This is a genomic window from Pedobacter sp. HMWF019 (assembly GCF_003061025.1).
Taxonomy (GTDB): Bacteria; Bacteroidota; Bacteroidia; order Sphingobacteriales; family Sphingobacteriaceae; genus Pedobacter.
In genome coordinates this window covers 1-13,048 of the sequence record NZ_QAIL01000434.1, presented here as the reverse complement: position 1 = coordinate 13,048, position 13,048 = coordinate 1, and the positions used below count along the sequence as shown (strand labels likewise).

General features: G+C 39.8%; 15 protein-coding genes. 6 read left to right on the top strand and 9 right to left on the bottom strand.

Features of this window, described 5'->3' with window-relative positions:
- Nucleotides 1–1,516 (bottom strand): ABC transporter substrate-binding protein (locus DBR11_RS22985; RefSeq protein WP_369974448.1); only part of this gene is annotated, 1,516 nt, incomplete at its 3' end.
- Nucleotides 1,517–1,651: 135 nt separating this feature from the next.
- Between DBR11_RS22985 and DBR11_RS22980 the strand changes: the two genes are divergently transcribed.
- Nucleotides 1,652–2,107, top strand: a complete 456-nt coding sequence (locus DBR11_RS22980; protein WP_108554943.1) for a hypothetical protein — start codon at nucleotides 1,652–1,654, stop codon at nucleotides 2,105–2,107.
- On the opposite strand, the gene DBR11_RS22975 is transcribed toward DBR11_RS22980, so the two are convergent.
- Nucleotides 2,104–2,625: an NADPH-dependent FMN reductase gene (locus DBR11_RS22975; RefSeq protein ID WP_108554942.1), complete on the bottom strand. Its 522-nt coding sequence runs from the start codon at nucleotides 2,623–2,625 to the stop codon at nucleotides 2,104–2,106. The genes DBR11_RS22980 and DBR11_RS22975 overlap by 4 nt on opposite strands.
- A gap of 183 nt (nucleotides 2,626–2,808) precedes the next feature.
- On the opposite strand from DBR11_RS22975, the gene DBR11_RS22970 reads away from it, so the two are divergent.
- Genes DBR11_RS22970 through lepB form a run of 5 tightly spaced genes read left to right on the top strand, consistent with a single transcriptional unit; the run spans nucleotide 2,809 to nucleotide 7,175 of the window.
- Nucleotides 2,809–3,612: a ParA family protein gene (locus DBR11_RS22970; RefSeq protein WP_108554941.1), complete on the top strand. Its 804-nt coding sequence runs from the start codon at nucleotides 2,809–2,811 to the stop codon at nucleotides 3,610–3,612.
- Nucleotides 3,613–3,622: 10 nt separating this feature from the next.
- Nucleotides 3,623–4,546 (top strand): ParB/RepB/Spo0J family partition protein, encoded by a 924-nt coding sequence (locus DBR11_RS22965; protein ID WP_108554940.1) that lies wholly within the window; start codon nucleotides 3,623–3,625, stop codon nucleotides 4,544–4,546.
- Nucleotides 4,546–5,178 carry a DUF5683 domain-containing protein gene (locus DBR11_RS22960; RefSeq protein WP_108554939.1) on the top strand — a complete coding sequence of 211 codons (633 nt, stop codon included), beginning with the start codon at nucleotides 4,546–4,548 and terminating at the stop codon, nucleotides 5,176–5,178. The genes DBR11_RS22965 and DBR11_RS22960 overlap by 1 nt, the downstream gene beginning before the upstream one ends.
- Before the next feature lie 53 nt (nucleotides 5,179–5,231).
- Nucleotides 5,232–5,975 carry a 4-hydroxy-tetrahydrodipicolinate reductase gene (dapB, locus tag DBR11_RS22955; RefSeq protein ID WP_108554938.1) on the top strand — a complete coding sequence of 248 codons (744 nt, stop codon included), beginning with the start codon at nucleotides 5,232–5,234 and terminating at the stop codon, nucleotides 5,973–5,975.
- A 3-nt stretch (nucleotides 5,976–5,978) separates the two neighbouring features.
- Nucleotides 5,979–7,175: a signal peptidase I gene (lepB, locus tag DBR11_RS22950; RefSeq protein WP_108554937.1), complete on the top strand. Its 1,197-nt coding sequence runs from the start codon at nucleotides 5,979–5,981 to the stop codon at nucleotides 7,173–7,175.
- Nucleotides 7,176–7,193: 18 nt separating this feature from the next.
- Here lepB and DBR11_RS22945 read toward each other — a convergent pair whose 3' ends face one another.
- From DBR11_RS22945 to rpmB, 7 genes are all read right to left on the bottom strand, one after another.
- Nucleotides 7,194–8,276, bottom strand: a complete 1,083-nt coding sequence (locus DBR11_RS22945; RefSeq protein ID WP_108554936.1) for an Ldh family oxidoreductase — start codon at nucleotides 8,274–8,276, stop codon at nucleotides 7,194–7,196.
- Nucleotides 8,277–8,285: 9 nt separating this feature from the next.
- Nucleotides 8,286–9,875 carry a bacillithiol biosynthesis cysteine-adding enzyme BshC gene (bshC, locus tag DBR11_RS22940; RefSeq protein ID WP_108554935.1) on the bottom strand — a complete coding sequence of 530 codons (1,590 nt, stop codon included), beginning with the start codon at nucleotides 9,873–9,875 and terminating at the stop codon, nucleotides 8,286–8,288.
- A 46-nt stretch (nucleotides 9,876–9,921) separates the two neighbouring features.
- The gene (gene rimO / locus DBR11_RS22935; RefSeq protein WP_108554934.1) at nucleotides 9,922–11,256 is read right to left on the bottom strand and encodes a 30S ribosomal protein S12 methylthiotransferase RimO; all 1,335 of its coding nucleotides are present in this window, start codon (nucleotides 11,254–11,256) and stop codon (nucleotides 9,922–9,924) included.
- 37 nt (nucleotides 11,257–11,293) lie between these two features.
- The gene (gene ftsY, locus DBR11_RS22930) at nucleotides 11,294–12,256 is read right to left on the bottom strand and encodes a signal recognition particle-docking protein FtsY (protein ID WP_108554933.1); all 963 of its coding nucleotides are present in this window, start codon (nucleotides 12,254–12,256) and stop codon (nucleotides 11,294–11,296) included.
- Between the two features lie 72 nt (nucleotides 12,257–12,328).
- Nucleotides 12,329–12,496: a DUF4295 domain-containing protein gene (locus tag DBR11_RS22925; protein ID WP_108554932.1), complete on the bottom strand. Its 168-nt coding sequence runs from the start codon at nucleotides 12,494–12,496 to the stop codon at nucleotides 12,329–12,331.
- A 38-nt stretch (nucleotides 12,497–12,534) separates the two neighbouring features.
- A complete protein-coding gene (gene rpmG, locus DBR11_RS22920; protein ID WP_008242799.1) occupies nucleotides 12,535–12,717 on the bottom strand; it encodes a 50S ribosomal protein L33 in 183 nt (60 codons plus the stop codon).
- A 39-nt stretch (nucleotides 12,718–12,756) separates the two neighbouring features.
- A complete protein-coding gene (rpmB, locus tag DBR11_RS22915; RefSeq protein WP_108554931.1) occupies nucleotides 12,757–12,990 on the bottom strand; it encodes a 50S ribosomal protein L28 in 234 nt (77 codons plus the stop codon).
- Between the last annotated feature and the right edge of the window lie 58 nt (nucleotides 12,991–13,048).

The following is a 13,048-nucleotide window of genomic DNA, read 5'->3' as shown; positions in this document are numbered from 1 at the left end:
CCATCAGATTCAATGCATTCATAGAATAGCCACTGATTCCGTTCTGCAACATAATCACTGACTGATCATAATAAAGGGGTACAATTGAGGCATACTCCATCACCATGTTATCCATTTTTCTGTAAAGTACATATCTCTTTTCTGCATTGCTTTCATAATAACTCTCTTCAAAGAGTTTATCAAAAGTCTCATTGAAATAGCCGGTATAATTTGGGCCATATGGCACACGGTTTTTGGAATAGAAAACTGCCAGATAGTTTTCTGCATCCGGATAATCCGCGATCCATGAACCCCTGAAAAAGTTAACCTCATTTTTAGACATCATATCTCTTAGACTTGCATTTGGGCTTGCATCTACCTTTACCCTGATACCCTGGGCATTAAGTTCTCCCTGTATAAATTCAATAAGGTCCTTGTAGGTTGTAGAAGTACTTAGCGTAATCTGTGGCATTCCTTTTCCGCCTGGGTAGCCCGCTTCAGCAAGTAGTGCTGCGGCTTTCTCAGGATTGTAATGATAGCCTTTCACAATGGTACTGTCAAAACCAGGCATCCCCGCGGGAACAAAGCCCGATGTAGCTGGGGTTCCAATGCTGTTGCGCAGGTATTTGATCAATTTTGCTTTATCAATGGCGTAATTGATGGCCTGCCTCACCTTCTTATATTTTAAGGGAGAGTTTTTGGCGATCAGTTTGGACGTATCCACCAACATACCCAAATATTCTGTACACAGATAAGCTCCCTTCTTAAGTTGGAATTTACCTTTATATTTTGCAGTCATCTTTCCGCTTTTGGTTAAAATATCATCCCTGTAACTGCCATCTACTTTATCAAAGAAATCAAGTTCCTTCTTGATGAAATTCATAAAAGCACTCTGTTTATCACTGATGAAGGAAGCTTTGACGGCATCAAGATAAGGCAGCCGTACACCAGCTTCTTCTTCCCAGTAATGCTCGTTCTTTAACAAGACCAGGATTTCATCTTCTTTCCAATATTTAAACTTAAAAGGACCTGTACCAATGGGGTGGCTCCTGAAATCTTTGCCATAATGTTCTACAACCTCATAAGGGACAACTGAACAATACTGTGTCGTTAACAAATTCAAAAAAGCAGGAAAGGGTTTCAGTAGCCGGATTTGAAAAGTGCTGTCGTTTAGAGCAGTGAAATTGTGGATGTCCTTTACTTTATCGCTAAAGATCCAGCCACCGGAAGAACCTACTTTTGGGTCAATCAGGCGGTAAAAGCTGTACACAAAATCTGGAGCTATTACTTTTCTCCCTCTTCCGTTTTTAAAAAGCGGGCTGTCGTGAAAATACACGTCGCTGCGGAGGTTAAATATATAAGTAAGCCCATCATCTGATACTTTCCATGTCTTTGCGATGCAGGGTACTGTTTGCAGGTTGCTGTCGATCTGGATCAAACCATTAAAAATCTGGTTCATCATCCAGATGGCATTTTGATTCCTTGCAAAGGCAGGATCTAAAGAAGTCAGGTTGGCATCGAGATTAAGATTAAACACTTTTTTTGAGCTATTTGCCAAATCAGGATGGCAGGAGCATATACTCAGCAGCCACAGGCTCCAAAAAATATTTTTAATAATACGATGCATCTGTTTAGGAATATTACTTTTGCACAAAGTAATAAATAAATTGATATGTCTTTTTTAAATGCTGCGATAAATAAAGTAGAGGATGGATTTCTAAGGGAACAGCTCCAGGACAGGGTCGATATTGTTGAACATAAGATCAAGTTTATGGATAAAGTACCTGTGGCGGTACTGGATACCGACAATCTTCAAAATACAATATTAAATCATGTTCTTGATACAGCTGGAGGCTTTATAGAACAGGATTTAAAAAAAGCCAGGGTGATCATTTATCAGGAACAGCATACTTCTATACTTGCATTGATGGGGGTGGTTCCTGCCTTACTGGAAAGAGAATGGCCAGCTGTTGAATATAATCGCCTGTATTTGATAGACGAACTTAAAGGAGATCAGCACAATCCGGAATTCCTGGTTGCTTTGCTGGAAGATGTGGCTGAAATCCTATATCCGGGTTATTTTGTCTTCGGAAATGAAGGGCAGCGCTGGATGAGTTTTGGTGTTTAGAAAAGAATAAATTTATCCATTTGCTCATTGGTGAACTTCAGGGTGTCCTCCTTGTAAAATTCGAAAGCTTCGTTCATCTCTGTTTTAATGGCAGAGATGTGAATGCGGAGTGGCATAACGTGTAAATGTAGATAACTGCAGATGCCGGCAAAATGATCAACTCCCCTGATGTTGCCGTATTTTCCCGAAGAGATGCCCACCAGACAAGCTTTTTTATTGTAAAAGCTCTCCGGAAAATTACAGGCGTCTATAAAGGTTTTTAGTACTCCGGGGAAACTTCCGTTGTATTCGGGAATGATAAAAAGGAACTTTTCAGTACCAGCAATGAGTTCCTGTATAGGTTGAAAGGCTTCACTTCTTTTTCCATATAAATCTGTTTTGATCAGGTTATCAGGCAGGTCTTCAAGATTAAAAATCTGTGTCTCCAGGCCTTTTTTTAATAACGAGTTCTGATAATATTTTGCGATTTTAAGCGTATTGCTATTAGGTCTGTTGGTGCCTGATATGATCGTTATCATGTGAAAATTGTTAATAAGATGTTTAAAACACTTATTGCATTGATGACATATATGCTAATAAGTTTGTATCTTAGCTAATTGTTAAAAAGTGCCTGAATAACTACAAAAATAGCATTTTTTAGCATTAATAAATCAAGTATAGTCAAGCCTCAGGTAAATAATTGGTAATTTTTAAAAAGATAAATGAGTAAAATTATTGCACTGGCAAATCAAAAAGGTGGAGTAGGGAAAACCACTTCATCTATTAATTTAGCCGCTAGTTTAGCCGTATTAGAGTATAGAACCTTATTGGTTGATGCAGATCCTCAGGCCAACTCCACCTCAGGTATTGGTTTTGATCCAAGAAATATAAAAAACAGCATATATGAGTGCATCATCAATGATGTGGAACCTTCGGAAGCCATTCAGAAAACCGATACACCAAATCTTGATTTATTGCCAGCACATATTGACCTTGTGGGTGCAGAGATCGAAATGATCAATCTGAATAGCAGGGAATATAAAATGAAGGCTGTTCTGGAAAAGGTAAAGGATGATTATGATTTTATCATTGTAGACTGCTCGCCATCTCTGGGTTTAATTACCATTAACGCCTTAACTGCAGCCAATTCCGTGATCATTCCTGTACAGTGTGAATATTTTGCATTGGAAGGGCTGGGTAAATTGCTGAATACCATTAAGATTGTTCAAACCCGTCTCAACCCCGAGCTGGAAATTGAAGGTATTCTCTTAACCATGTACGATGTACGTTTACGTTTATCGAACCAGGTCGTAGAAGAAGTAAGAACGCATTTCCAGGATCTTGTATTTGAAACCATTATACAGCGCAATACACGTTTAAGTGAAGCTCCAAGTTACGGTGTATCTGTAATTATGCATGATGCAAATTGTAAGGGTGCAATTAATTATCTGAATCTGGCACGGGAAATTGTTCGTAAGAACGGATTGGTTGATCATGTGGAAGATTTGAAAACTGCAATTATATAAATAAGATTTAATGACATCTTTTCAGAGAAAAACAGGTTTAGGTAAAGGATTAAGCGCACTTTTGGATGACTCAGACTCTGCTCATCCGCCAAAGAGCCAGATGAACCCGGTTAGTGAAACCGGACAGGGACAGAGCCAGGAAAATAACATTGGAGAGATCAGTATCAGTGAAATTGAAACCAATCCCTATCAGCCCCGTACGGAATTTGATCAGGTTTCTTTAAACGAACTTGCAGAATCTATACAAGTGCAGGGTTTAATACAACCCATCACCGTTAGGAAGATTTCAGCCAATCAATACCAGTTAATTTCCGGAGAGCGCAGGTTACGTGCCTCCAAGCTTGCCGGCTTAACCAAAATACCAGCCTATATCCGTAGTGCCAATGACCAGCAAATGCTGGAAATGGCATTGATTGAAAATATCCAGAGAGAGAATTTAAATGCCATCGAAGTGGCTTTAAGTTTCCAGCGGATGATGGAAGAATGTAATCTGAAGCAGGAGCAACTTGGTGAACGTGTGGGTAAAAATCGAAGTACGGTAACCAACTATCTGCGCTTGCTGAAACTTCCGCCTGCCATCCAGATTTCTATCCGTGATCAGAAAATTACCATGGGTCATGCCCGTGCACTAATTAATGTAGAAGGCGTAGATAAACAATTGTTCATTCACCAGGAAATCATAGATAAAGAACTTTCTGTTAGAAAGGTAGAAGAGCTGGTGCGGAGTATCAACAGTTTACAACTGAAAACTAAACCTGGAAAACAGCAACCTGCGGGTGTTTCTTTTGAGTATCAAAAACTTCAAAAAGACCTGGCTTCCAGATTTGCGACCAAGGTAAAATTAAAGGTTGGACAGAATGGAAAAGGAGCTATTGAGATACCTTTTGTTTCTGATGATGATTTGAACAGGATTTTGGAATTATTAGATTGGTAATGCCTAAAATTCTGCTGTTATCGGCTTTATTCTGTTGTGCCTTTTTTACTGTAAAGGCCCAGCAACCTTATTTAAAAAAGGACACTACACTTAGTAAGTCACCTCAAATTGATACAATCAAACCAGCTTATGTGAATAAAGGCAGGATCGCGGGACGTAAAGCGGTGTTCAGGGCACTTGTTGCTCCAGGCTGGGGGCAGCTTGGTAATGGCATCACTGTCTATCGTCTTGTAAAGGTCGGCGCGCTTTATACAGGTGCGACGTTATTGACCTTATCCTATATGTCTAATAATAAGCAATACCACCGGTATTTAACGGAGTTGCAGAACCGGGAATTTAATTTGGAACAGGGTAAGCCTGAGATTGATCCTAACAGCGAGCTGGCCAGGTATCCGACTGCACAGCTTACGGTAGCGAAAGATACTTACCGCCGGAACAAGGAAGTGATTATTTTCTCTTTTGTCGCTTTATATGCAGTACAGGCAATTGAGGCTTATGTGGATGCGCGTCTGATGTATTTTGATGTAGGAGATGATCTGGCCATCAGGTTCTCACCCACATTGATCAATAATGGTGCTGTTTACAGTTATAGTCCCTATACTCCGGGATTAAAAGTGAGTTTCAGGTTTTGATTCAGGTAAAAAAAAGTACCTTGGCTTTTAATATATTAAAAATTAAATAAGAAATGAAGATAGCCTTACTTGGTTATGGAAAAATGGGCCAGATCATAGAGCGTTTCGCTTTAGAAAGAGGTCATGAAGTTGTCTTAAAAATAAATATAGATAACCTGGAAGAATTGACGACATCAAACTTGCGCAAGGCAGATATAGCCATCGATTTTAGTGCTCCTGATGCTGCTCTTGGTAATATTTATGCCTGCTTTGAAGCCAATCTTCCTGTAGTAGTGGGTACTACCGGTTGGTACGGGGAATTGCAGAAAGTAAAAGATGATTGCCTGAGCAGTAACAATACTTTGCTTTATGGATCAAACTTCAGTATTGGGGTGAATATCTTCTTCCATATCAATGAAGTGCTGGCTAAGGTGATGAACAACTATCCGGCTTATGAGGTACAAGTAGAAGAGATCCACCATACGCAGAAACTCGATGCACCAAGCGGTACAGCGATGACAATTGCCGAAGGTATAATCGACCAGTTGGATGGGAAGAAAGAATGGGTGAATGAACTGGAGGGAACACCTTTCAATGATGTTCTGAAGAATGATCAATTGCTGATCACCTCTCAGCGTATTGAGCATGTTCCAGGTACACATACTGTAATCTACAGCTCTGAAGTGGATGATATCGAATTAAAACATACCGCTCACAGCCGTGCAGGTTTTGCTTTAGGGGCAATAGTTGCCGCAGAGTGGTTGAAGGATAAACAAGGCTTTTATAATATAGCCGACATATTTAATTTTAATAAATAATATATGAATTGGAAGTTCTGGCAAAAACGTAAGGATGCCGATCCAAAGAAAAAGAAATCTAAAGGCAGAGAATGGACAGATGCCATCATCTTTGCTGTGGTTGCTGCAACCATCATCAGGGTATTCTTTATAGAAGCTTATACCATCCCAACCGGATCAATGGAACGGTCTCTCCTGGTTGGTGACTTTTTATTTGTTAGTAAGGTAAACTATGGAGCAAGGATTCCTATGACGCCAATTGCCTTTCCTTTTGCGCACCATACTATGCCTATTACCGGCACCAAAGCTTATTGGGATGGTGTTCAGTGGAAATATCGCCGATTACCTGGGCTAACAGACATCAAGAGAAATGATGTGGTTGTATTTAATTTTCCTGAAGGAGATACTGTGGCTTTAGAGCAACAGGACCACAATTATTATGAAATGGTCAGGTCATTGGGCTGGCAGTCTGTGCACAGTCAGTTTACCATTGTAAGCAGACCGGTAGATAAAAGAGAAAACTATATCAAACGTTGTATTGGTATCGCTGGTGACGTAGTGAGTATGAAAAATGGATTAGTTTCCATTAATGGTAAACCTGAGAAATTAAAACCGACCGGGCAGATTACTTATGCTGTAAAGTTCAAAACAGCTGATGTAAACTTCAGCATTTTTGAGGGAATGGGTTTTAACCTTCAATCTGATATTACCGGCCTGGCACAAAATACCTATGAGTTTACAGGTACGGAAACTATGATGGATCAGGTTCGCAAGCTGGACTTTGTAGAAAGTGTGAAAGAAAATACAGCTGTTGAAGGGGAGCAGTCCCTGGATGTTTTTCCGCACGATCCAAACCGCAAATGGAATGTTGACAACTTTGGCCCTATTACTATTCCTAAAAAAGGCTGGACGGTTAAGTTAGACAGTGTAACGATGCCACTTTATGAAAGAAGCATTAGAATATATGAAGGTAACAAAGTAGAAAAAGTAGGAAAAGACTGGATGATCAATGGTCAGAAGGCCGATACCTATACCTTTAAAATGGATTACTACTGGATGATGGGAGACAACAGACATAATTCTTTGGATTCCCGTTACTGGGGCTTTGTACCGGAGGACCATGTGGTTGGTAAAGCCTTATTTATCTGGATGAGTTACGATACTAACGGATCGTTCTTCAGTAAGATCAGATGGAACAGATTATTAAGAGGGATTCATTAGAATCCCTTTTTTTATGTCTTATAGTCTTTCTACCTGAAGCTTTTCTGCCAGCGTATTCAGATCTTTTACCACTGCGTCAATGAGGGGAATCCCTTGTTGAGTTCTTTCCTGTTCTGCGGCATATTCCGGTTCTCCGGGAATGACTACTTTTTTCGAGGGATCAATGGTGCCTGAACTTTTAAATCGTTCTATCCAGTTGTCCAGATGAGATTTAAATTCTGCGGCAGGCCGGAAGCCATCCACACGCATTGCACCTAGAAAATGACCTATGCCTTTTCCAACAGGATCTGAAGGCGGCTCCAGGAAGGCAACAAATGGAGGTACCCATGGCCCATAATTGGCACCAGACAACACTGCAGATAAAATATCTACTGTAGCACCCAATCCATAACCCTTATGGCTTCCATGATCTTTATCGCAACCTAATGGAAGTAAAGACCCTCCATCTTTTAACTGATGAGGATCAGTAGAGGGCTTTCCATTCTTGTCCTGTACCCATCCTTCTGGAATAGGCTGATCAGATCTTTGCGCAATTTCGAGCTTACCATTTGCCGCGGCGGCTGTGGCCATATCTACAATTAAGGGTGGATATTTTCCCGCCGGAAAAGCATAACACATTGGATTGGTACCCAATAAGCGCTCATTGGAATAGGTCGGCGCTACCAGGGGGCTGGCATTGGTCATACTAATACCAATCATATCTTTTTCTACTGCCATTAATGCATGATAGCCGGCAATACCAAAATGGTTTGAATTTTTAACAGCTACCCATCCGCTGCCATATTTTTCTGCTTTCTCTATAGCCACTTTCATGGCAAAAGGCGCCACAACCAGGCCTAATCCGCCATCACCATCTACAGTTGCCGTAGTGGCCGTTTCATGAACGATCCTGATGTTTGGTTGTGCATTGATCCTTTTTTTCTCCCAGAGCCTTACATACCCGCTTAACCGGGCTACCCCATGTGAATCTATACCCCTAAGGTCTGATTTTAGCAAGACATCTGCGGCCAGTTCAGCATCTGTACTGTTACAGCCCATTTTGAGAAAAATACGTTCTGTAAAAGCACGGAGTTTTTGTTCGGTGAAAGTGTGAAAGGTCATAGGCAGTTGTTAAGCAAAAAGAATAGTAAAACGATGTTCCAGCGGTTTGAAATTTTCCAGTAGAGATTGTATAAAGTCATCGCCGTAAAGTACATACATCGGAGCGATGTTCAAGACTCTTTCCTGCAATACACCAGAAGGGAATAATCTGTTTTTTAAAGCATCAATCTGATTAAGCGAAGTGACATGCTTGCGTTTTTCAGCCCTGAGCATTTTCTTTTCCAGGTTATCAATCAGTTTGAGCGTCCGGATACGGGCACCATCTGTGGATTGGGAAAGTGTTTTATCTATTTTATACGCATCCAGTTTAATATGGTCAAAAATGGCACTTATAGATCTGCGTTCATCTTCCAAACTTAAAGCAAGATTATTTACATGGACTTTAATCCACTCGTTTTTAAGTGTTTCATTACTATGAAAAAGACTTTGGTGGGTAATGCCCAGAATATGCATTTTTCTTGCACTCTGTGCGTCAATCACCAGTGCCGAATTCCTGAGCATCAGTACAGGATAAGGTATATTATAGAAATCGAAATTTGATTTCAGCTGCAACCAGTAAGTTACTTCTGCACCACCCCCTATATAGGCGAGATTGGGAAGTATAATTTCCTGGTACATTGGACGCATCACAACATTAGGACTGAAGCGTTCCGGAAATTCATTTATTTCTTTCTGAAGCAATTCTTTAGTAAAACCAATAGAAGTGTTGTTTACTTTATACAAGCCATTTTCTTCTATAATCCTTTCTCGAAGCTGATCCTTCATATAGAAAAAATTAATTTCTCTTGGATTGACTTGAGGTTTATATCCTTTATCTTCCAGTGCCGCATTAGCAGCGCTGATCTGCTTAAAACTGTTTTGCTCTGTAATGTCTTTGTAAACAACCGAAGCAAATTCCTTTTTAAGCAGATGTTCATCGGCATCTATACAGACCAGGCCCTCTTCACCAAAAATGCCGTTAACCAGCGCTCTCGTTGCTGCGGAAAGTGTACTGTGACCAGAATAAGCTTGTTCAGCAAGGTCGGCCAGTTTCCTGCCATTCTCACTGATACCTAAGTACCCTTTATAAGCCAGCAGAACCTCAGCCATATCTTTTGTACTTAATCTTCCCGTTGCACCTGTGGCTTTCTTGTTCCAGGACAGTAATCTGTCTTCTACCTTTACGTGGTTAATTTCTTCGAAATCATGGTCTTCGGTAGCCATCCAGTATACTGGAACAAAATTATAATCCGGGTAGGTCAGTTTTAGTTCCCTGGCCAGGTTAATGGCTGTTATAATCTTATAGATAAAATATAAGGGACCAGTAAAGATATTCAGTTGATGTCCGGTGGTAATGGTAAAAGTTTTTCGGTCTGCAAGAAGTTCAATATGCTGTTTAACCAGTTCACTTTTAGTTATGCCTTCATACTGACGCTGTAATACCTGTACCAGTAAATCCCTGTTGCAATCTGTATTCCGCTCTTCAATAGCCTCTTGGAAACCCCGTATATCGGGCTTGTATTTAAAAAAAGGCTGAAGTACATTTTTCCCTTCTATGTAATCCAATACAATAGAAGAGAAGGAGTTGGTATCCTGGTATGATAGATATTTAGCAAGCATCGGCACGAATTTAAGTTATTAAACCATAATTCATAGGGCCATACTTTTATTTTACAATCTGTCCATACAGATCGAAATCTTCGGCACGGTCAATTTTTACCTGTACAAAACTTCCATTGGCAGCATAACCAGTAGCAGCGTCTATTAAAACCTCATTATCTACCTCAGGAGAGTCAAATTCAGTTCTTCCGATAAAATAATCGCCTTCTTTTCGATCGACCAATACTTTATATGTCTTACCTACTTTTTCCTGATTAATATCAAAAGAAATACCTTGTTGCAATTCCATAATAGCATCGACACGCTCCTGTTTCACTTCTTCAGGAACATCATCTATCAGGTTATGAGCATGGGTCTTTTCTTCATGAGAATAGGTGAAACAACCTAATCTGTCGAAACGGGTATCTTCCACCCAACTTAGCATTTCTTCAAAGTCTTGCTCTGTCTCACCAGGATAACCACAAATCAGCGTGGTACGCATAGCGATATTGGGAACTTTATCCCGGATCTGGTTTACAATATCTATTGTTTTTTGTTTGGTGATACCGCGGCGCATAGATTTCAGCATATTATCTGTAATGTGCTGAAGCGGCATATCAAGGTATTTACAAATGTTTTCCCTTTCATTCATGGCATCCAGAATTTCCATCGGGAAGCCGGAAGGGTAGGCGTATTGCAAACGAATCCACTCTATGCCATTAACATCCGATAAACGTCTTAACAATTCGTCAAGGTTACGTTTGCCATATATATCAAGGCCATAATAAGTAAGATCCTGTGCAATCAGAATCAGTTCTTTTGTACCGTTGGCTGCAAGAATCTTAGCTTCATTCACCAGTTCATTCATATCGCGTGATACATGTTTACCACGCATTAGTGGAATCGCACAGAAAGAACACGGGCGGTTACAACCTTCTGCAATTTTAAAATATGCAAAATGAGAGGGAGTGGTCAATAAACGCTCGCCAATCAGCTCATGTTTATAGTTTGCACCCAGAGAATGCAGGATATTGTTCAAATCGTTGGTGCCAAAATAAGCGTCAACATTGGTGATCTCAGATTCCAATTCTGGTTTATAACGCTCCGAAAGACATCCGGTTACAATAACTTTGGCTACTTTGCCCTCATCCTTGAGCTGACTGTACTGCAAAATGGTATCAATAGACTCCTGTTTTGCATTATCAATGAATCCGCAGGTATTGATCACCACGATATCGTCTTTGCCAACTTTGCCTGCTTCATGAACCACATCCATGCTATTGCCGCGCAACTGTCCCATTAAAACTTCAGAATCATAGATGTTTTTAGAACAGCCTAAGGTAATGACATTGATCTTAGGTTTTTTAGCGGTAATGATTTTGGAAGTGGTCTTAGTATTCATTTATTTTTTTAGTCAATTTAATATGTATTGCAGATCCTTATTTAAACAAGCTGTCTACAAAAGCTTTTTTGTCGAATAGCTGAAGGTCATTTACACCCTCACCTACACCAATATATTTTACAGGGATTTTGAACTGGTCCGAAATTCCAATAACAACCCCGCCTTTAGCTGTTCCATCCAGTTTGGTAATGGCCAGTGCATTTACGTCTGTTGCTTCGGTAAACTGTTTGCATTGCTCAAAAGCATTTTGTCCGGTAGAGCCATCCAGCACCAGCAAAATTTCATGCGGTGCATTCGGAATAACCTTCTCCATTACATTTTTGATTTTTCCCAATTCATTCATCAGGCCAATCTTATTGTGCAAACGACCGGCAGTATCAATGATCACTACATCTTCTTTATTCGCAACTGCCGATTGGAGCGTATCAAATGCTACCGAAGCAGGATCTGAGCCCATAGCCTGGGCCACTACACGAACACCAACCCGCTCTCCCCAAAGTTTAATCTGTTCTACAGCTGCTGCCCTGAAGGTATCTGCTGCACCAAGTACAACTTTAAGGTTTTCGTTTTTTAGTTTGTTCGCCAGTTTACCGATCGTAGTCGTTTTGCCCACGCCATTGACACCTACCACCATAATTACATAGGGTTTATGATCGCCATATTCAAATTTACGGAAATCATTACTATTGTTTTCCGCAAGCAGAAGCTGGATTTCATCACGTAATAAGTGATTGAGTTCTGATGTAGATAAATATTTGTCTTTTGAAACCCGACTCTGTACACGTTCGATAATTTTGAGTGTAGTGGAAACACCCACATCGGAGGTCACTAATACTTCTTCAAGGTTGTCCAGAACATCATCGTCAACCGTTGATTTACCCGCAACCGCCTTGGTGATCTTACTTAAAAAACCTTCCTTAGTTTTCTCTAGTCCCCTGTCCAAAGCCTCTTGAGCCTCAGGAGCAGTTTCCTTTTTCTTAAAAAAATCAAATAAACCCATACGAATGTTTAACAAAACAAAAAAAGCCCTCCCATATTGAAGGGACGGCTCTAATATTATAGAATATTGAGATTACTTACCTTCTTGAGGTGCAGTAATAGCATCTTTAACGTGATCGTTGTGAACAATGATTTCTTTGAAAGAATAAGCACCTGTTTTAGGTGATTTAGTCATTGTAATAACTTTCGAATACTCTTTTCCTTTACCCGTTTTAAGGGTTGCAACTACCTTTTTTGCCATGATCTAAATAGATTGTATTTAGTGAGATACTAAATGTATTACTTAATTTCTTTGTGTACAGTTACTTTTTTCAACACTGGATTGAATTTTTTCAACTCTAATCTTTCTGTAGTGTTTTTACGGTTTTTAGTAGAGATATATCTAGACATACCAGGCATGCCACTAGTTTTATGCTCTGTACATTCTAGAATAACTTGTACTCTGTTACCTTTCTTTGCCATTTTATTATAATTGAAGCCAGTAAAAACCAGCCGAAGTTGTTACAAAAATCCTTTTTTCACGAAGCGGTTGATTGCTTCTGTAATACCAATTTTATTGATGGTTTTAATAGCTGAAGTAGATACTTTCAGTGTAATCCAACGATCTTCCTCAGGAATATAAAATTTCTGAAGTTGTAAGTTGGGATAAAACTTACGCTTAGTTTTAACGTTCGAGTGAGAAACATTAAAACCTGTCATCGCCATTTTTCCGGTTAAATCACAAACTCTAGACATGCCTTTTAATATATATTGTTAATTATTAGTCGCTTAATTTTTTAAGAGTGTGCAAATA